Below are 20,285 nucleotides of genomic sequence, written 5' to 3' on the forward strand. Positions count from 1 at the left end.
CGTACAAGTCCACTATCGCCACCGCTCAAGTGTAAAGTCCTTATTGCCATGATTGAACTGTCTCTGACCGACCTGCTGGAAATCACCGGCGGAAAAGCGACTGCTACAGCCGCCTCCGACACGGTGATCACTTCCGTGACCACTGACTCGCGCGAAGTCGTCCCGGGTGCCTTATTCGTCGCCAAGCCCGGAGAATTCTCCGACGGGCACGCCTTTATCGACCGTGCACGCGCCGCCGGCGCAGTGCTGGCCCTAGCCGAACGCATTACCCACGATGAAGACCGCAGGGAACACCCGGCGATCATCATTGAAGACGCGGTAGAAGCGATGGGCAAAATTGCCGCGCACATCGTTGCCCTTCTCAAGGAAAAGAACGACGCCAAGGTCGTGGGAATCACCGGTTCGGCCGGCAAGACCACCACCAAGGACCTGCTCGCCGGTATTCTGTCGCAAGTGGCGCCGACCGTGTCGCCAATCGGCTCATACAATGGCGAAGTCGGCGTCCCGCTGACGGTATTCAGCGCCACCGAAGAGACCAAGTACTTTGTCATCGAGATGGGGGCCACCGGCCTTGGCCACCTGACGTACCTGACAGATATGGTGCACCCGCAGGTCGGTGTCGTGTTGTGCGTCGGTACCGCCCACGCCGGCGAATTCGGCGGGGTGGAGAACATCGAGAAGGCCAAGGGCGAACTCGTTGAAGCCCTGCCAGCCGATGGCACGGCCATCTTGAATGCTGAAGACCCCCGCGTGGCACGCATGGACTTGCGTTCCGGGGGAGCCGTGCGCTTCTTCGGCACCGGAAAGAACAAGCCGGAAAACGCTGGGGTCTGGGCCACCGACGTTGTTGTGAATTCCCACGGGCAGCCAGAACTCACTCTTGAATTCCCTGGCGGCTACAGCAAGCGCATCACCTCGGGCCTCCTGGGACGCCATCACGTCTCGAATATCCTCGCCGCGGCCAACGCTGCACTGGCCCTGGATATCGCCCCGGAAGTGATCGCCGCAGGCCTGGAAGGCCGCGCTGCCGGCAGCCGCTGGCGCATGGAGCGCATCGAGCGCGCTGACGGCGTGAGCATCATCAACGACGCGTACAACGCGAACCCTGAATCAATGCGCGCTGCGCTGGTGACCCTGGCCGAATTGGGCCTGGGCGCCGACGGCGCACCGGGCCGACGCACCTGGGCAGTCCTGGGCGAAATGCTGGAACTGGGCGATGACAGCATCCACCAGCACGACCTGCTGGGCCGCATGGCAGTTCGCATGAACATCAAGAAACTTGTAGTGGTAGGCCGTGGCGCAAAGCCCGCCTACAACTCCGCTGTGCTCGAAGGCAGCTGGGGCGACGAGGCCTTCTACGTTGAAGACGTAGATGAGGCTCGCGCGCTGCTGCAAGAGCAGCTTCAGCCAGGCGACATCGCCTTGTTCAAGTCCTCTAACGGGGCCGGTCTACGCTTCCTCGGCGACGACATTGCAGCATTCGCGAAGGAAGGCGACAACGCATGATCGCATTGATTCTGGGGGCCGGCATTGCCCTCGTGCTGACCATGGTGGCCATGCCGCTGTACATCCGCCTGCTCACCAAGAAGCAATACGGCCAGGTCGTGCGCGACGATGGGCCGAACTCGCACGCCATCAAGTCCGGCACCCCGACCATGGGCGGAGTGGTCTTCGTCCTGGCCGTGTTCGTGGCGTACTTCGCCACCCATGGCATCCTTTCGCTCATGGGACGCACTTCTTCGGGAATTACCGCCAGCGGAATGCTGGTCCTGATGCTCTTCGGCGGCATGGGGCTGGTCGGATTCCTCGATGACTTCATCAAGATCTTCAAGAAGCGCTCATTGGGCTTGCGCGCCTGGCAGAAGATTGTCCTGCAGGCATTCTTCGGCATCAGCTTCGCCGTGCTGGCCTTGCAGTTCCCCAATGACCAGGGCCTGACTCCGGGCTCTACCGCGATCTCCTTCCTGCGCGACACCAACATCGACCTGGCCTTCGCAGGCCCGATGCTGGGCATGATCCTGTTCGTGCTCTGGGCGAACTTCATCGTGACCGGTGCTACCAACGGCGTGAACCTGACCGATGGCCTGGACGGACTGGCTACCGGTGCCTCGATCATGGTCTTCGGCGCCTACACCCTGATGGGCATCTGGCAGCAGAACCAGGCCTGCAGCAACATGGACTCGCTGGACGTCTGCTACTCGGTACGCGACCCGCAGGACTTGGCCCTGCTGGGGGCCACCCTCTCCGGTGCGCTGATCGCCTTCCTCTGGTTCAACGCCAAGCCGGCGAAGATCTTCATGGGCGACACCGGATCGCTGGCCATCGGCGGCGCCGTGGCTGCCTTCGCGATCCTCTCGCGCACCCAGCTGCTGCTGGTGGTAATCGCCGGCCTGTTCGTGATCATCTCCCTGTCGGTGATCATCCAGGTGGGCTACTTCAAGCTCTCGGGCGGCAAGCGCGTGTTCAAGATGGCGCCGCTGCAGCACCACTTCGAGCTTTCGGGCTGGTCCGAAGAAAACGTTGTTATCCGATTCTGGATCCTTGCCGGCCTGTTCGTGGCCGCGGGCCTGGGTCTCTTCTACTCTGAATGGGTTGTCGCACTGTGAGCGTAGACGCTGGCAAATCTCTTGACTCGCTAACCAGCTGGGATGCTGATTGGAAAGGCCTGCGCGTAGTCGTCGCCGGATTGGGACTCTCCGGATTCTCTGCGGCCGACACCCTCATCGAGCTGGGTGCCATCGTCACCGTCATCGACGGCCGCGATGACCAGCTGAACCAGCAACGCGCCGAGACGCTGAAGATCGTCGGGGCCCATGAGGTGCTGCTGGGCGACGGGAACGTTCAAGCCCTGCCGTTGGTCGATGGCAAGCCGGCCCAGCTGGTCATGGTTTCCCCAGGCTGGAATCCCCGTAATCCGGTCATCGCAGAGGCCGAGTCCGAGGGCATCGAGATCTGGAGCGATATCGAGCTGGCTTGGCGCGTGCAGAACCGTGCCGGCCACACAGCACCACAGTGGCTGGCGATTACCGGCACCAACGGCAAGACCACCACTGTGGGCATGACCGAGGCGATCCTGCGCGCCGATGGGCTGAAGGCCATCTCCGTCGGCAACGTCGGCACCCCGATCCTGGATGCCGTACGCGAACCGGTGGACTATGACGTATTCGCCGTCGAGCTCTCCAGCTTCCAGCTGCACTACACGCATAGCATTTCTCCGCTTGCCTCGGTGGTCTTGAACCTGGCCGAAGACCACGTGGACTGGCATGGCGGCTTCGACAACTACAAGGCCGCCAAGGCCAAGATCTACGAACGCACCCAGGTAGCAGCGATCTTCAACGCCGCCGATGAGCGCACCATCACCATGGTGGAAAACGCGGAAGTCATCGAAGGCTGCCGTGCTATCGGCTTCACCACCGATACCCCAGCAGTATCGATGGTGGGTGTTGTCGAAGGCCTGCTGGTGGACCGCGCCTTCATCGAAGAGCGCAAGACCAGTGCCGTGGAACTGATCGCCCTGAAGGACATCGGCGAGATTGTTCCGCGCCACACCGCCGCGAACGCGGCTGCCGCGGCGGCGCTGACCCGCGCGTACGGAGTGAATGCAGAAGCTGTCGCTGCGGGTTTGGCGAACTTCGACTCCGGCGATCACCGGATCCAGGCCGTCGCCCGCAAGAACGACATCCTGTGGATCAATGATTCCAAGGCCACTAATCCGCATGCGGCCGATGCTTCGTTGGCCGCATTCACCCGTGTGGTCTGGATTGCCGGTGGCTTGTCCAAGGGCGTGGAATACGGCGACTTGATCGCCAAGCACGCGCAGCGCCTGGCCAAGGTCTTGCTCATCGGCACCGACACCGCAAGTTTGCGCCAAGCACTCGCTGCCCACGCGCCAGAGGTTGAAGTCATCGACATCACCGGGGCAGCGCAGGGCGGTGACGGTTCGGTTCCAAGCGGCGCCCAGGTCATGACGCGTGCGGTCTCCAAGGCTGCCGAAGTAGCCGAAGCAGGGGATACCGTGCTCATGGCTCCCGCCGCGGCCTCGATGGACCAATTCAGTTCCTACGCCCAGCGTGGCAACGCATTTATCGCTGCCGTCAGTGATCTGATGGATAAAACTGGCGAAGACCAGTAATCGAAAGCTGACCGAATAAACGACACCGAGGCAGGAGGCACCGATGGCGATGAAAATGAACAAGAAGCCAGCAGGTTCCAAAGCCGAATTCCCTTGGTACGTGAGATTCGGCAGGATGCTCGGAACCGTCGAGAACTCCAGCGGCCGCATGGCCTCCACGGACTACTGGCTGGTGCTCGTGGGCTCCATCGTGCTGGCCGTTTTCGGTGTGGTCATGGTCCAGTCATCGGCGTCGGTTGAAGCGATCGCGAAGGGCAGGGACGGTTTCACCGTGGCGCTGTCCCAGGGTGGCTTTGCCGCCTTGGGTATTCTCTGCATGCTGGTCATGCAGCGGATCAAGCCGGAAACGCTGAAGCGGCTGGCCTGGCCTTCCGTTATTGCGGCAGTGGTCCTGTTGTTCCTCGTGGCGTTCACGCCATTGGGCCATACGGTGCTCGGCAACCGAAACTGGATCCGCATCGGCGGCTTCGGCCTGCAGCCCAGCGAGTTCGCCAAACTGGCGTTGTCTGTTTTTGCCGCGTTCATGCTGGAAAAGAAGCAGCATCTGCTGCACGACATCAAGCATTTGGTCGTCCCAGTGGTTGCCCCGGTGGGGGTCTTCATTGTTGGCCTCATCGTGGTCGGCAAGGACGTAGGTACAGCGCTGGTCTTGTTGATGATCATTGCCTCGGCGATGTTCTTGGGCGGCATCCGGATGAAGTGGCTGGCGGCGTTTTCGGTGGTCGGTGTCCTGGGCCTGTCCGTGGCGATCTTCGCTTCCTCCAACCGCCGCCAGCGCATCCTCGCTTGGCTTGATACCGATTGCGGCCCGAGCAGCGACCTTTGCTACCAGGCCAGCATGGGCCTTCACGCCTTCGCCTCCGGCGGCTGGTTCGGTGTGGGCGCAGGCCAGTCCCGCATGAAGTGGTCCTATGTGCCTGAGGCGCAGAACGACTTCATCTTCTCCATCCTGGGTGAAGAGTTCGGCCTGATCGGCGTGCTGTTCGTCCTGGTCATGTTCATGCTGCTGGCCTTGGCGATGTATCGCATTGCAGCACGCGCCAAGGACTTGTACACCAAGGTGCTCATGGGTTGCCTGATGTCCTGGGTCATCGGCCAGACCTTCGTGAATCTGGGTACCGTCACCGGCGTACTTCCCGTGATCGGTGTTCCGCTGCCGTTCATTTCCTCCGGCGGCTCGGCGATGCTCGCCATCATGCTGGCAATGGGCTATGTCCTCTCCTCGGCCCGGGCGCAAAAACTTGAATTCGAAGCAACGCTGGAAAAGAAACCGGCAAAGAGCAAGAAAACCAAATAGTGCGCCGCAAGCGGCCGCTATCAGAAGCAGAGGCCCATCGCTGAATCTGCGGTGGACGTTGATCCTGCCCATTGGCAGGACGAAGGAGTACAGCAACAGATGAGCGAAGCACTTCGTCTAGTCGTCGCCGGCGGCGGAACTGCCGGCCATATCTCGCCCATGCTGGCCATAGCTGATGCCGTGAAGGCCGAGCATCCCGAAGCAATGGTCACAGCACTGGGTTCTCCCGGTGGCCTGGAAACCAAGCTGGTACCGGAAGCCGGCTACCCGCTCGAACTCATCCCCAAGGCCCCGATGCCACGCAGCATCAACATGGATCTGCTCAAGTTTCCTTTCCGTTTCATCAAGGCCATTAACAACGCGAAGAACGTTCTGCGCACTACCAAGGCCGAGGCCGTCCTGGGCGTCGGCGGTTATGTCTGCACCCCGGCATATCTTGCCGCGAAGCAGCTGAAGCTGCCGATCTTCGTGCATGAGGCCAACTCCGTTGCCGGCATGGCAAACAAGCTCGGGGCAAAGAACGCGGCATTCGTCGGAACCACTTTCGCCAACACCGGGCTGCCCGGTGAGATGCAGGTGGGCATGCCGATGCGCTCCAACGTTGCCACCATGGACAAAGCCGCGCTGCGAGGCGAAGCACGCGGGTACTTCGGTATCACCGGGCAGAAGCCGGTACTTCTGGTCACCGGTGGATCCTCCGGAGCGCAGAGCATCAATACCGCCATCGAGCAGTCCCTGGACGAGCTGAACGCAGCTGGCATCCACACTATCCACATCACCGGACGCGGAAAGCAGATTCTGGACGCCTCGGGCAATCTGCTGTCCCATGAAGGATACAGCCAGACCGAATACGTGGACCGCATGGACTACGCCTACGCCGTCGGGGATTTGATGATCTGCCGCTCCGGCGCGGGCACCGTCTGCGAACTGGCCGTAGCTGGCACGGCCTCGGTACTGGTCCCGTTGCCCATCGGCAACGGCGAGCAAAAGCTCAACGCCCGTGAACTGGTCGCTGCCGGGGGAGCCGTCCTGGTTTCCGACGCGGAGTTCACAAAGTCCTATATCAGCGAAAATGTCATCAATCTGCTGACCGATCAGCATAAAATTGAAAAGATGTCTCAAGCCGCTGCCTCATTGGGGCAGCGCGACGCCGCGCAGATCATGGCGCGACGGATTATTGATGAAGTTTCAACCCGCCGCCGTGCGGGTCAGGAAGGCTAGAACCATGGCACTGCGAGCCGACGAACTGAACGCCGATCTGGGCAAGGTACACCTGATGGGTGTAGGCGGGGTTGGCGTATCAGCGGTTGCACGGCTGCTGCTCGACTACGGCCTGGCTGTCTCCGGCACCGATGCCAAGGATCTCCCGGTGCTCGATGGCTTGCGTGAGCGCGGCGCGCGAATCCACGTAGGCTACGACCCAGCGAACCTCGGCGACGCCGACACCGTGGTGATCTCCTCGATCATCAAGGCCGGAAACCCGGAATACGACGAAGCCCTGCGCCGCGGACTGCGAATCTTGCACCGCTCCGAAGGCCTGGAAGCTACCATGCGCGGCCACGAGAAGATCGTGGCCATCGCCGGTACTCACGGCAAGACCACCACCACTTCGCTGACCGCCCATATGCTCAAGACCATTGGCGCGCGTCCGAGCTTCGCCGTGGGAGCGAATATTCCAAGCCTGGGCACCAACGCCGAGCTCGGATCCGGATCCTACTTCGTGGCCGAAGCGGACGAATCCGACGCTTCCTTCCTCAACTACCGGCCGGATGCCATCATCGTGACCAACGTCGAAGCCGACCACCTGGATCACTACGGTACCGCTGAAGCAGTGCACCAGGCCTTCGTGGACTTCGCCAGGCTATTGCCGGCAGACGGCTTGCTGATCTGCTGTGCAGATGATGAGGGTTCCAACGACCTGGCGCACAAGATGCGCGCAGAGCGTCCGGAAATCCGCGTGCAGACCTACGGCTTCAGCGATCACGCCGACCGCCGCCTTTCCGATGCCCGCGCCACCGAAGACGGCCGCTTCACCGCAACCATCGAATGGGGCAGCGGACAAAGCCGCATCCTGGATCTGGCAGTGCCCGGCCAGCACAACCTGCTTAATGCTGCCGCCGCATTGTCTGTCGGCATTGATGCAGGTGTGGACGTTGACGAAGCGCTGCAGGCGCTCTCCAGTTTCTCCGGGGCAGCTCGCCGATTCGAATTCAAGGGTGAAGCCGCAGAGGTCCGTGTCTACGACGACTACGCGCACCACCCGACCGAGGTGCAGGCAGCGCTGACCGCCGGCCGTACGGTGGCCGGCACCGGCCGGCTGCACATTGTCTTCCAGCCGCACCTGTTCAGCCGTACCCAAGAGTTCTTCCGCCAATTTGCCCAGGCCTTGTCCCTGGCCGATTCGGTGGCCGTGCTGGATATCTACCCGGCACGTGAAGAACCTATCGATGGCGTGGACAGCGAACTGATCGCATCGCGCATCGAGGTTCCTGCCCAGGTACTTTCGCCGGCAGCCGCTGTAGCGCACGTGGTTGAGCAGTCCGAGCCGGGCGATGTCATCATGACCATTGGCGCCGGCGATGTCACAGCGCTAGGTCCAGACATCGTCAAGTCGCTGAGCTGACGAATTCCGTCCCGAGTCCGAGGCCATCGCAGTTGGTCCACTTCCGTCTACCAAGGTGATCCATGGGTGAAGCAGCAAAAGTCGTAGAACTTCCGGAGAGCCCGGAGAAAAAACGGCGCAAGATCCTGATTATTCTCGCGGCATGCATCGTCGTGCTCAGCCTCGCTGCGGTTTTGATCTTGAGCTTCTCACCGGTGATCGCTGCCAAGAAGATCGAAGTAACCGGCACCAAGCTGGTCAATTCCGAGAAGCTGGGGAAGTCCCTGGAACCATTGAAGGGCGTTCCGCTGCCGCGGATCTCTGAATCGAGGGTCCAGGAGCTGATCGGCGAGCAGCCGGCCATCGACGAAATCGTGGTCAAGGCCCAGATGCCCAACACCTTGGTCGTTGAGGTAATCGAAGCTGTGCCGGTGGCCATCTTGCTGGAGGGCAAGAAGCAGTACCTGGTCTCCGAGACCGGCAAGAAGCTTCGCACCGTCGGCAAGAATGACAAGGACAAGTTGCCCAAGATCAAGGCCACCGACGTCACTGCTGATCCGGAGCAGTTCAAGCTGCTGACCGGAATCTTGAGCACCGTTGACAAGAAAGTGCTCAAGGAAGTCTCAACGGCATCCTTGTCCAAGGCAGGGTTCGCCGAACTGGCGTTGCCGAAGAACCGTACTTTGATTTGGGGAGACGCCAAGAAAGCGGCCCTGAAAAATGAAGTGGCGACGATCTTCTTGAAAGAGCTTGAGAAAAAGCACGCGGCCAAGACGACCATCGACGTCACCAACCCAGAAAATCCCGTGGTCTATTAAGTCGCGGTGCTCTGGGCGCGGGAAGACCAATAAGCCAAGAAATTCTGGAAAGATAGTTTTGAATAAGCGACACGCCTAGGCGGTCGTTGCAGAAAGACCACACGACTCATAGCGTTTCTAATAACGACAGCTTGACAGAATCTTAACCTTAAGGCTAAAGGTGAAGGTCTTTAGCTGGAGTCGTGAAATATGTAGCACATCTAACAAGGGAAGCGGGACGTGGCAGCTCCACAGAATTACCTCGCGGTCATTAAAGTCGTCGGAATCGGCGGTGGCGGTGTAAACGCAGTCAATCGAATGATCGAAGTCGGTCTCAAGGGCGTAGAGTTCATCGCCATTAACACCGATGCCCAGGCTCTGCTTATGAGTGATGCCGACGTCAAACTCGACGTAGGACGCGAACTGACTCGTGGCCTGGGCGCTGGCGCCAACCCTGATGTGGGACGCCAGGCAGCGGAAGATCATGTAGAAGAAATCGAAGACGTCCTGCGCGGCGCGGACATGGTCTTCGTGACCGCTGGCGAAGGCGGCGGTACTGGTACTGGTGGCGCGCCGGTCGTGGCCCGCATTGCCCGCTCGCTTGGCGCGCTGACCATCGGCGTGGTCACCCGTCCATTCACCTTCGAGGGTCGCCGCCGCGCTAACTCCGCCGAGTCGGGCATCGAAGCCCTGCGCGACGAAGTGGATACCCTCATTGTGATCCCGAACGATCGACTGCTGTCGATCTCGGATCGCAACGTATCGGTGCTCGATGCATTCCGCCAGGCAGACCAGGTTCTGCTCTCCGGCGTGCAGGGCATTACCGACCTGATCACCACCTCGGGCCTGATCAACCTCGACTTCGCCGACGTGAAGTCCGTTATGCAGGGCGCAGGCTCGGCATTGATGGGCATCGGTTCGGCGCGGGGCGAAGACCGTGCAGTGAAGGCAGCGGAGCTGGCTATTGCCTCGCCACTGCTCGAAGCTTCTATCGATGGCGCCCACGGCGTCCTGCTCTCCATCCAGGGCGGCTCCGACCTCGGCTTGTTCGAAATCAACGAAGCTGCACGCCTCGTGCAGGAAGTTGCCCACCCGGAAGCCAACATCATCTTCGGCGCCGTCATTGACGACGCCTTGGGCGACGAAGCACGTGTCACCGTGATTGCAGCCGGCTTCGACGAGCCAGATGTCACCAGCAAGCCAATGGCACCGGTCGCAGCAAAGCCAGCTGTCTCCGCGCGCCCGGCTGAGCAAGTGCCAGCGAGCATTCCAGAAACACCAGCACCTGCTGCAACCGAAGCTGCGAAGCCAGCCCAGGTTGCTCATGAGAAGCCAGCTGCCGCAGAGCAGGCCAGCTCCTTCCAGGACCTTCCAGATGTTGTCGACTCGGACCTGAACGGTTCGAACGACGACCTGGATGTCCCGGACTTCCTGAAGTAAAAACAGCAAGAAGCTGAGCAGTGCTACATTTCGCGTCGAACCTCGATCCGAGCATCCAACTGGCATTCACATCGCAGGCTGAGGGAAACCTCGCCCTGCACGTGAATGACGATCCCCGCCTTGTGGCGGAGAATCGAGCCAAATTGGAGGACTTGATCGGGGTTCGACGCTTCTCGCTTAACTTCATGAACCAGGTGCACTCCGCCGATGTATATGAGGTCACGCCGGTGCGGCGCACCTCGTGGCTAGAGCCGGCAGCGCCAACCTGCGATGGATTGCTGGACCCAACTGGCACCCAGCCCCTGGCAGTGATGGTCGCCGACTGCCTTCCGGTGCTCTTTGTCGGAAGAAACACGCGCAATGGGCAAACCCTGAGTGCCGCAACCCACGCCGGCAGGCGCGGGCTGCTCGACGGGATCCTGGCGAAAACGGTCGAGGGCCTGAAGGCTCATGGTGCCGACACAGTGGAAGCCGTGATCGGCCCTTCGATCTGCGGCCGATGCTATGAAGTTCCAGAAAGCATGGCCCAGGAATCCGAAGAGTTGCGCACCGGGATTCGCACCACGACTCGCTGGGGGACCCATGGGCTGGACCTTCCGGCCTCAGCCGAACAAGAACTGCGCGGCCTCGGGGTGGACGTGCGGCAATCCGGTGTCTGCACCTTGGAAGACGAAAGCTACTATTCCTACCGGCGTTCAAGCCGTGCAGGACGACTTGCCGGACTCATCTGGACCGCCGCGTAGGCGTGCGCGACACACCGCCAAGAATTGATCGAATGAACGATGCCTGCATTATTTTGTGCGGTAGCGTCGAAGTAGCGGAAGCGTGCAATGGGGTTGCATGCATGGGATAAACGAGGAGAAACATCGTGGCTGACGGACTGCGTAAGGCAATGGTATATCTCGGCTTGGCGGACGCCGTCGAGCAGGAAGAGACCCAGACACAACACGCTGAGCCCAAAACCCAGGTTCGGGTAGTTGAGGACACAGCTCCAAAGCGACCTGCCGAAGCCCCACGCCCACAGCCTGTTGCAAGGCAGGCTGCGCCGCAAACTCAAGCTAGAGAACCAGAGACGGAATACCGTGCTCCGGTCACCCCTATTAAGCGTGCCCCTTCAGTACGGGATGAGGATTCCGAATTGCGTCAGATTACTACCGTCCACCCTCGTTCTTATAACGATGCCAAGATCATCGGTGAGAACTTCCGTGACGGCATCCCGGTGATTATGAATGTCACCGACATGGGTGAAACCGATGCCAAGCGCCTCGTCGACTTCTCGGCCGGTCTTGTTTTCGCCCTGCACGGCTCCATTGAGCGAGTCACGAACAAGGTCTTCTTGCTCTCACCAGCGACCGTTGAGGTCCTCGGCGAAGATCGCAAGCAGTCCGAAGCGCAAGCAACCTTCTTTAATCAGAGCTAAGACACCAGGAGCACAAGCACAAAATGGTGTTCGGGATCATCTATCTCGCCTTAGCCATCCTCCAGATTCTGCTCTTAATGAGAATTGTGTTGGATGTAACGGAAAGCTTTGCTCGCCACTGGCGACCCAAAGGCATCGCATTGATTGTCGCAAGTGCAATCGTGTCGATTACCGATCCTCCGCTGCGCTGGTTGCGCCGGAAGATCAAACCCCTGGATCTCGGCGGAATCCGTCTTGACCTGTCCTTTCTTGTGTTGTTCATCGTCGTAATCATTCTTAAAGCGGTGGTAGCCAACCTGGGCCTCAGGACAGGGATCTGATTAGGGCATTTCCGTGCTTCACGGGGATTGTCCTGAGCAGTCAAAAGCTGTAGATTCAAAGAATAAGAGACTCGCGCGTAAGCTCGATTTCGTAATAATTGTCCAAATCGTTATATCCTTTAGGAAATGGTGCTCCGACTTCACCGGTCGCGACACTGACAAAAACGGTAAGTGTTTCGCAAGGCAAGACAATGGTCGTGCGGAAATGATCCCAGTATTGAGGTGACCCAATGGCTCTGACGCCAGAAGACGTAGTCAATAAGCGGTTTCAGCCGACCAAGTTCCGTGAAGGCTACGACCAAGACGAGGTAGATGACTTCCTCGACGAAATCGTTGTGGAGCTGCGTCGCCTAACCGGTGAGAACGAGGCTCTGCGCAGCCGCCTTGCCGAACTTGGCGAAGATGCGGGTTCGGTATCGAAGGAGCAGGCTGTTCCTGCACCTGTTTCGGCCGCTCCAGTTACTCCTGCTGCTCCAGCTGCTAAGCCAGCTGAAGAGAAGAAGGCAGAAGCTAAGCCTGCAGAGCCAGCGAAGGCAGAAACCCCAGCTGCCAAGCCAGCTGAGGAAAAGAAGGCAGAAGCTAAGCCAGCTGCCGCTGAGAAGGCACCTGCAGCTCCGGCCGCAGCAGCAGCGCCAGCTGCAACTCCTCGCTCCGAATCCGCAGAGTCGGCAGCCAACGTGCTGTCCATGGCTCAGCGTCTGCACGACGAGTACGTCGCTGCCGGTGTCGAGCAGCGCGACAAGATCATCTCCGAAGCGAAGACCGAAGCTAACACCTTGGTCACCACCGCTGAAGAGAAGAGCCGCAAGACCTTGTCGGCCTTGGAGCAGCAGAAGTCGGTTCTGGAGCGCAAGCTCGAGCAGTTGCGTGGCTTCGAACGCGATTACCGTGCTCGCCTGAAGACCTACATCGAAGGACAGCTGCGTGACCTTGAGTCCCAGGGTTCGATCGATGCTGGTGCGGCAGGCAAGACCAGCTAGTCGCTGACAGTTCATAACTTGATCTAGCTATCAAGTAAGATCAACGGTGGTGAACGGATACATTCCGATCACCACCGTTGACGTTTAAGAGGAAATAATGGGTACCACTGTGGACGCAGTTCAATCCGGAAACGCGGGCGCGAAGGCGAAGAAATACGTTGGCCTTGGCCTCGTGATCGCTCTGATCGCGCTGGTACTGGACCAAACCGTCAAAATTGCCGTTGAACAGAACATGCGGCTTGGCCAATCGATTGAAGTGATTCCCGGATTCTTCAACATCCACTACATCCTGAACCCTGGTGCCGCCTTCTCCATCGGCGAAGACTTCACCATAGTCTTCGCGATCCTGCAATCGGCAGTCGCGGTCTACGTCATTTACCTGTTTTTCCGCAAGGTGCTGTCCAGAAGCTGGGCCATAGCCCTGGGCTGCCTGCTCGGCGGTGTCCTGGGCAATGTCGTGGACCGGCTGTTCCGTGAACCGGGCTTCGGATTCGGCCATGTGGTAGACATGTTTTCCGTCACCCACTTCGCTATCTTCAACGTCGCCGACTCGTTCATCGTCTGTTCCATGATCGCGGTGGCGTACATGCTCATCCGCGGGCGCAACCTCGATGGCAGCATTGGCGATCCTCCAAAGAAAGACAAGTCCAACAAGGACGAAGCAGAACCAAACGCATGATCTCGAACGAAACCACCATTCACGAACTGCTGGTTGACCCAGCCGATGCCGGCGCACGCCTTGACGCCTATATCTCCCGGTCCCTGCAGATCCCGCGCACCTTGGCTTCGAGCCTTTGCAAGGATTCGCAGATCCAGGTCAACGGACGAACCATTGCCAAATCTCTGAAGATCAAGGCGGGGGACCAGCTGGTAGTCACCATCCCGCCGCAGGCAGACCCATTAGAAATTAAGGTTGAGAAAGTGGAAGAGCTGAAGATTATCGCGGACGACGATGACTATGTGGTCATCGACAAGCCCGTGGGTGTCGCAGCCCATCCATCCCCGGGGTGGGTGGGCCCGACAGTTGTCGGCGCACTCATGGCCGAGGGCTACAACATCACCACTTCCGGTGCCGCCGAACGCCAAGGCATAGTGCACCGCTTGGACGTGGGCACCAGCGGCCTGATGGTCGTGGCGAAAACCGAGCGCGCCTACACCGAACTGAAGCGCGCCTTCAAGGAACGCACCCCCAAGAAGATCTACCATGCGGTGGTGCAGGGCCTGCCTGACCCGCTGGAAGGCACCATCGACGCGCCGATCGGGCGCCACCCGGGCCACGACTGGAAGTTCGCTGTCCTGGATGGCGGGCGGGACTCGGTCACCCACTACAAGGTGATCGAGGCCTTCGGCCGCGCCTCGCTGGTCGAGGTGCAACTGGAAACCGGGCGCACCCACCAGATCCGCGTCCACTTCTCAGCCTTCGGGCACCCTTGTGCCGGAGACCAGACCTACGGAGCGGATCCCAAGCTGGGTGCCGCTCTGGGCCTGACCCGGCAGTGGCTGCATGCAAAACGTCTTGGATTCTCCCATCCGGTCTCCGGCCAGTGGATGGAATACGAAAGCGAATATCCTGCGGATCTGGCAGGCGCCGTCGAGCTGCTGCGCGAAGGCGGATACTGAGTTCCAAGGTGCTGTTGGCCACTGGCCGGCAGCACCTTGTGTCGTGCTAGCCACAGCACCGCGCCGGGGTGGGCCCAAGTCCGGGTTTGATCGCTAGACTGGTTGGGTGAGTGCTACACGTGACGGATTTGTCCATCTTCATACCCACACCGAATACTCCATGCTGGACGGTGCGGCGCGCCTAGGCGAACTCTTCGCCGAAGCTAACCGGCAGGGCATGGAAGCCATGGCGATTACCGACCATGGCTACCTGTTCGGTGCCTTCGATTTCTGGCGCCAAGCCACCGGAGCTGGCGTTAAGCCGATCATCGGCGTAGAAGCCTATGTCACCCCGGGCACCGCGCGCGACGACAAGACCCGCGTGAAATGGCGTACCGACGAATCGCAAAAGGGCGATGACGTTTCCGGTGGCGGCCTGTACAACCACATGACCCTGCTCTCGTACAACAACAAGGGCATGGACAACCTTTTCAAGGGTTCGTCCCGCGCCTCGCTGGACTCCGTGTTCGGCAAATACCCGCGCTGGGACCGCGAGCTGCTCAACGAGCACCACGAAGGCCTCATTGCCACGACCGGCTGCCCTTCGGGTGAAGTCCAGACCAAGCTTCGCCTGGGCCAGTACGATGCGGCGAAGGCGGCCGCGGCTGAACTGCAGGATTTATTCGGCAAGGAAAACTACTTCTGCGAGATCATGGACCACGGTCTGGAGATCGAACGCCGCATCACCAAGGACCTGCTGCGCCTGGCCAAGGAACTGGGCATTCCGCTGGTGGCTACCAACGACCTGCACTACACCCATGAATCCGATGCCAAAGCCCACGAGGCGCTGCTGGCCATCAACTCCGGCTCCACGCTCGACGAGCCCACCTATGACCAGGGCGGCAGCCGCTTCGCTTTTTCCGGCACCGGCTACTACCTGAAATCGGCGCGCGAAATGCGCGATTTGTTCAAGGAATTTCCTGAAGCCTGCGACAACACCCTGGCGATCGCTGACCGGGTCGAGGTCTCCTTCGACACGAACGCCAACTACATGCCGAAATTCCCTTGCCCGCCGGGGGAGGACGAAACCAGCTGGCTGATCAAGGAAGTCGACAAGGGACTGCACTACCGCTACCCGAACGGCATCCCAGAAGCTTCGCGCAAGCAGGCAGACTACGAGCTGGACGTCATCATCAAGATGGGCTTCCCGGGATACTTCCTGGTCGTGGCCGACTTCATCAACTGGTCCAAGGACCACGGCATCCGTGTTGGCCCGGGGCGTGGTTCGGGTGCAGGCTCCATGGTCGCCTACGCCATGCGGATCACGGACCTCGATCCGCTGGTGCACGGCCTGATCTTCGAGCGTTTCCTGAACCCGGAACGTGTTTCCATGCCCGACTTCGATGTCGACTTCGATGATCGCCGCCGTTCCGAGGTCATCAAGTACGTGACCGAGAAGTACGGTGATGAGCGCGTATCGATGATCGTGACCTACGGTTCAATCAAGACCAAGCAGGCGCTGAAGGACTCATCGCGCGTGCTCGGCTACCCGTTCAGCATGGGCGAGACCCTGACCAAGGCGCTGCCGCCGGCGGTGATGGCCAAGGACATCCCGCTGAACGACATCGAGAACCCGCAATCCAAGCGCTATTCGGAGGCGGGGGACTTCCGCAACCTGGTGGCCAATGACCCGGAGGCGGCCCGCGTCTTCGAGACGGCCAAGGGCCTGGAAGGCCTGAAGCGCCAGTGGGGCGTGCACGCCGCCGGCGTGATCATGAGCTCGGACCCGATCATCGACGTCATCCCCATCATGCGGCGCATCCAGGATGGACAGGTCATTACCCAGTTCGACTACCCGACCTGTGAAGGCCTGGGGCTGATCAAGATGGACTTCCTGGGGTTGCGCAACCTCACCATCATTTCCGATGCCCTGGAGAACATCGAGTACAACACCGGCACCAAAATCGACCTCGAGACCCTGAGTATCGAGGACCCCGAGGCCTACAACCTGCTGGCCCGCGGCGACACCCTGGGCGTGTTCCAGCTCGATGGCGGTCCCATGCGCTCGCTGCTGAAGATGATGCGCCCCGATAACTTCGAAGACATCTCCGCAGTGATCGCGCTGTACCGTCCGGGCCCGATGGGCGCCAACTCCCACACCAACTACGCCCTGCGCAAGACCGGGTTGCAGGAAGTCACCCCAATCCACCCGGAGCTCGCTGAACCGCTGGCAGAGATCCTCGGCGGCACCTACGGCCTGATCGTGTATCAGGAGCAGGTTATGGCTATTGCGCAGAAGCTGGCCGGCTACTCGCTGGGCCAGGCCGATATCTTGCGCCGTGCCATGGGCAAGAAGAAGAAGTCGGAACTGGATAAGCAGTTCGCCGGCTTCAAGCAGGGCATGAACGACAACGGCTACTCGGACGCCGCCGTGCAGACCCTGTGGGACATCTTGCTGCCATTCTCCGACTACGCGTTCAACAAGGCCCACTCGGCCGCGTACGGCGTGGTCTCCTACTGGACCGCCTACCTCAAGGCGCACTACCCGGCCGAATACATGGCCGCGCTGCTGACCTCGGTGGGCGATGACAAGGACAAGCTGGCACTGTACCTGAACGAATGCCGCCACATCGGCATCACCGTGCTGCCGCCGGATGTCAACGAATCGGCGTTGAACTTCACCCCAGTGGGCAAGGATATCCGCTTCGGCATGGGCGCCATCCGCAACGTCGGCACCAATGCGGTGGCCGGCATGGTCGAGGCCCGCACGGAGAAGGGCAACTACAACGACTTCAACGATTTCCTGGGCAAGGTCCCGGCCGTGGTCTGCAACAAGCGAACCATTGAATCGCTGATCAAGGCCGGTGCCTTCGACTCCATGAAGCATCCACGCCGGGCGCTGGTGGCCATCCACGAAGAAGCCGTGGATTCGGTGATCCAGGTCAAGCGCAACGAGGCGGCCAACCAGTTCGACCTGTTCAGCGCCCTGGGCGCGGATGAGTCCTCGGAGTCGATGCACGTGGCGATCCCCGACATGCCCGATTGGGACAAGAAGGAAAAACTGGCCTACGAGCGCGACATGCTCGGCCTGTACGTTTCCGACCACCCGCTGCAGGGACTGGGCTCGGCCCTGGACCAGTACGCTGACATGCCGGTCACGCACGTGCTCTCGGATGACGGCCCGCAGGATGGCCACATCATTTCCATCGCCGGCATGATTTCCGGTCTGCAGCGGCGCATCGCCAAGAAGAGCGGCAACCCGTATGCGCGCTGCGAGATCGAAGACCTCTCCGGTTCGATGGAGGTCATGTTCTTCGGCCAGGCCTACCAGCCGATCGCCGAGATCCTGGCCGATGACCTGATCGTGGTCATCAAGGGGCGCGTGCAGCGCCGCGATGACGGCTCCATCACCCTGAACGCGCAGGAAATGATGATCCCGGAAATTTCCGAGGATGCCAACGGGGGACCGGTAGTCATCGGCATTCCGACACACAAGGCCACCGAGACCCTGGTGCAGAAGCTGGGCGATGTGCTGCGCACCCACAGCGGCAACACCGAGGTGCGGGTGAAGCTCACCGGCAGCCGCGGCACCTCGCTGCTGCGCCTGGGCATGAACTTCAGGGTGAACCCCAATCCTGCCCTGTTCGGCGATTTGAAGGTGCTGCTGGGCCCTCACTGCCTGGACGTATAGGGAAACGGATCACGGCTTGGATGACCGGGGAAGGTAACTAATGAACCTTCCCCGGTCATCGGCGTTAAACTAGGTAGGTGAGCACTATTCCAGAAACCGAATTCTCAGCACTCGCCACCCTTGATTGGCGCAACGAATCCCTGGGCTACGCACAGCTGAAAGCCAAGCTGCCGCGCCCGGAGATGAACTCCCAGACCGCAGCCGAAACCGTGCAGCAGATCATCGATGATGTCCGCGCCCATGGCATGGAAACACTCAAGGACCTGGCCCAGCGCTTTGACCACGTTGAGCTGGAGCATACCCGTGTGCCGCAGCATGAGCTGGACCGCGCCCTGGAAGAACTGGACCCGCAGGTCCGCCTGGCGCTGGAAGAATCCATTGACCGCGCCCGCGTATTCGCCAAGGCCCAGCGCCCGGACGACGCCGAAGTCCGCTACGCTACCGGGGCAACTGTCACCCAGCGCTGGGTCCCGGTGCGCCGCGTCGGCCTGTACGTGCCAGGTGGCCTGGCCGTCTACCCGTCCTCGGTCATCATGAACGCCGTACCTGCCCAGGCAGCCGGCGTCAGCTCGCTAGCCCTGGCCAGCCCGCCGCAGAAGGAATTCGCCGGACTGCCGCACCCCACCATCTTGGCTGCCGCCAAGCTGCTGGGCATCGACGAGGTGCACGCCATGGGCGGTGCCCAGGCTGTTGCCGCGTTCGCCTACGGGGTGGACATGCCGAACGATGAGCGTGGCGGGATCGAACCGGTTGACGTGATCTCCGGTCCAGGCAACGTGTTCGTGGCAACCGCCAAGCGCTTGGTCAAGGGCGTGGTAGGCATTGACGCTGAAGCTGGTCCTACGGAAATCGCGATTCTTGCCGACAAGGGAGCTAACCCGGGCTTCGTCGCTGCCGATATGATTTCGCAGGCAGAACACGATGCCAACGCCGCGGCCGTGCTGATTACCGATTCACCTGAACTAGCTGCTGGCGTGCGCAAGGAACTCATGGTGCAGGTTGCCGCCACCAAGCACTCCGCCCGTGTGACAGAGGCACTGTCAGGATCCCAATCGGCCGTCATCTTGGTCAAGGACCTGGAGCAGGGGATCGAGGTGTGCAACGCCTACGCCGCCGAGCACCTGGAAATCATGGTGGCCGAGGCGGAATCCACCGCGGCCCGCATCACCGCTGCTGGCGCCGTGTTTGTCGGCGCCTATGCCCCGGTTTCGCTGGGCGACTACTGCGCAGGATCCAACCACGTGCTGCCGACCAGTGGCACCGCGCTGCACGCCTCGGGGCTGAACGTGAATACCTTCTTGAAAGCCATCCAGGTGATCAACTACGACAAGGCCGCGCTGGGCGAAGTGGCCGCTCACGTGATTAATCTTGCCAATGCCGAGGACCTGCCAGCCCATGGAGACGCGGTCGCGGTGCGAAACGCGCAATAGACGCTAAACTGTTAGGTGACATGAGTTGATTCTTGCCACCATGGGTGAACCGAGAATGCTTCTTAGGCTACAGATGGAGGTGCCGTGAACTGCCCGTATTGCCGCAATGCGGATTCCCGAGTGGTCGATAGTCGAGTTGCCGACGACGGCGTCTCGATCCGCCGCCGACGCCAGTGCACGGCTTGTTCGCGCCGTTTCACCACCACCGAAACTGCCAGCCTCAACGTGCTCAAGCAGTCCGGTGCCGTAGAACCGTTCTCGCGCAACAAGGTCATTAACGGTGTTCGCAAGGCCTGCCAGGGCCGCCCGGTCACCGATCACGACCTTGCCGTCCTGGCCCAGGAAGTCGAAGAGGCAGTCCGGACCTCCGGGGCTGCTGAAATCCCGGCCCACCAGGTGGGCTTGGCCATCTTGGAGCCATTGTCGCGCCTCGACGAGGTCGCTTACTTGCGCTTTGCCAGTGTCTACCACAACTTCCAGTCGCTGACTGATTTCGAGACCGCCATTGCCCGGCTGCGCGATCGCCGTGGCAAGGTTCCGCAGGGAAACCAGCGTCCGCTCTCGGCCGACTAGCAGT

17 protein-coding genes are annotated in these 20,285 nt (G+C 60.7%); all 17 read left to right on the top strand.

The genetic code is table 11. The features are described 5' to 3' along the window. Positions 1 to 48 precede the first annotated feature (48 nt). Positions 49 to 1,506: a UDP-N-acetylmuramoyl-tripeptide--D-alanyl-D-alanine ligase gene (locus M2368_RS01960; RefSeq protein ID WP_332485977.1), complete on the top strand. Its 1,458-nt coding sequence runs from the start codon at positions 49 to 51 to the stop codon at positions 1,504 to 1,506. Continuing rightward, positions 1,503 to 2,606: a phospho-N-acetylmuramoyl-pentapeptide-transferase gene (mraY, locus tag M2368_RS01965; protein WP_105656803.1), complete on the top strand. Its 1,104-nt coding sequence runs from the start codon at positions 1,503 to 1,505 to the stop codon at positions 2,604 to 2,606. Before M2368_RS01960 ends, mraY begins: the two co-directional genes overlap by 4 nt. Further along, positions 2,588 to 4,132: a UDP-N-acetylmuramoyl-L-alanine--D-glutamate ligase gene (gene murD, locus M2368_RS01970; RefSeq protein WP_332485978.1), complete on the top strand. Its 1,545-nt coding sequence runs from the start codon at positions 2,588 to 2,590 to the stop codon at positions 4,130 to 4,132. The genes mraY and murD overlap by 19 nt, the downstream gene beginning before the upstream one ends. A 43-nt stretch (positions 4,133 to 4,175) precedes the next feature. After that, a complete protein-coding gene (gene ftsW, locus M2368_RS01975) occupies positions 4,176 to 5,429 on the top strand; it encodes a putative lipid II flippase FtsW (RefSeq protein WP_332485979.1) in 1,254 nt (417 codons plus the stop codon). Positions 5,430 to 5,528: 99 nt separating this feature from the next. Continuing rightward, a complete protein-coding gene (gene murG, locus M2368_RS01980) occupies positions 5,529 to 6,650 on the top strand; it encodes an undecaprenyldiphospho-muramoylpentapeptide beta-N-acetylglucosaminyltransferase (protein ID WP_332485980.1) in 1,122 nt (373 codons plus the stop codon). Positions 6,651 to 6,654: 4 nt separating this feature from the next. After that, positions 6,655 to 8,052 (top strand): UDP-N-acetylmuramate--L-alanine ligase, encoded by a 1,398-nt coding sequence (gene murC / locus M2368_RS01985; RefSeq protein ID WP_133834281.1) that lies wholly within the window; start codon positions 6,655 to 6,657, stop codon positions 8,050 to 8,052. Between the two features lie 62 nt (positions 8,053 to 8,114). Continuing rightward, on the top strand, positions 8,115 to 8,849 hold the full coding sequence (locus tag M2368_RS01990; protein ID WP_133834280.1) for a cell division protein FtsQ/DivIB: 735 nt from the start codon (positions 8,115 to 8,117) through the stop codon (positions 8,847 to 8,849). A 219-nt stretch (positions 8,850 to 9,068) separates the two neighbouring features. Continuing rightward, positions 9,069 to 10,268: a cell division protein FtsZ gene (gene ftsZ / locus M2368_RS01995; protein WP_105656797.1), complete on the top strand. Its 1,200-nt coding sequence runs from the start codon at positions 9,069 to 9,071 to the stop codon at positions 10,266 to 10,268. Positions 10,269 to 10,288: 20 nt separating this feature from the next. Further along, a complete protein-coding gene (locus tag M2368_RS02000; protein ID WP_133834279.1) occupies positions 10,289 to 11,011 on the top strand; it encodes a purine nucleoside phosphorylase YfiH/LACC1 family protein in 723 nt (240 codons plus the stop codon). 125 nt (positions 11,012 to 11,136) lie between these two features. Further along, the gene (locus M2368_RS02005) at positions 11,137 to 11,688 is read left to right on the top strand and encodes a cell division protein SepF (protein ID WP_105656795.1); all 552 of its coding nucleotides are present in this window, start codon (positions 11,137 to 11,139) and stop codon (positions 11,686 to 11,688) included. 23 nt (positions 11,689 to 11,711) lie between these two features. Continuing rightward, on the top strand, positions 11,712 to 12,008 hold the full coding sequence (locus M2368_RS02010; protein WP_105656794.1) for a YggT family protein: 297 nt from the start codon (positions 11,712 to 11,714) through the stop codon (positions 12,006 to 12,008). Positions 12,009 to 12,238: 230 nt separating this feature from the next. Further along, positions 12,239 to 12,988, top strand: a complete 750-nt coding sequence (locus M2368_RS02015; protein ID WP_105656793.1) for a DivIVA domain-containing protein — start codon at positions 12,239 to 12,241, stop codon at positions 12,986 to 12,988. A gap of 97 nt (positions 12,989 to 13,085) precedes the next feature. Continuing rightward, a complete protein-coding gene (lspA, locus tag M2368_RS02020; protein WP_332485981.1) occupies positions 13,086 to 13,667 on the top strand; it encodes a signal peptidase II in 582 nt (193 codons plus the stop codon). Continuing rightward, positions 13,664 to 14,608: an RluA family pseudouridine synthase gene (locus M2368_RS02025; RefSeq protein WP_105656791.1), complete on the top strand. Its 945-nt coding sequence runs from the start codon at positions 13,664 to 13,666 to the stop codon at positions 14,606 to 14,608. The genes lspA and M2368_RS02025 overlap by 4 nt, the downstream gene beginning before the upstream one ends. Positions 14,609 to 14,714: 106 nt before the next feature. Further along, on the top strand, positions 14,715 to 18,278 hold the full coding sequence (gene dnaE / locus M2368_RS02030; RefSeq protein ID WP_105656790.1) for a DNA polymerase III subunit alpha: 3,564 nt from the start codon (positions 14,715 to 14,717) through the stop codon (positions 18,276 to 18,278). 77 nt (positions 18,279 to 18,355) lie between these two features. Then, the gene (hisD, locus tag M2368_RS02035; protein WP_105656789.1) at positions 18,356 to 19,708 is read left to right on the top strand and encodes a histidinol dehydrogenase; all 1,353 of its coding nucleotides are present in this window, start codon (positions 18,356 to 18,358) and stop codon (positions 19,706 to 19,708) included. 84 nt (positions 19,709 to 19,792) lie between these two features. After that, a complete protein-coding gene (gene nrdR / locus M2368_RS02040) occupies positions 19,793 to 20,281 on the top strand; it encodes a transcriptional regulator NrdR (RefSeq protein WP_105656788.1) in 489 nt (162 codons plus the stop codon). The last annotated feature ends 4 nt before the right edge of the window (positions 20,282 to 20,285 follow it).

Source organism: Arthrobacter sp. JUb119, from assembly GCF_024807995.1.
Lineage (GTDB): Bacteria > Actinomycetota > Actinomycetes > Actinomycetales > Micrococcaceae > Glutamicibacter.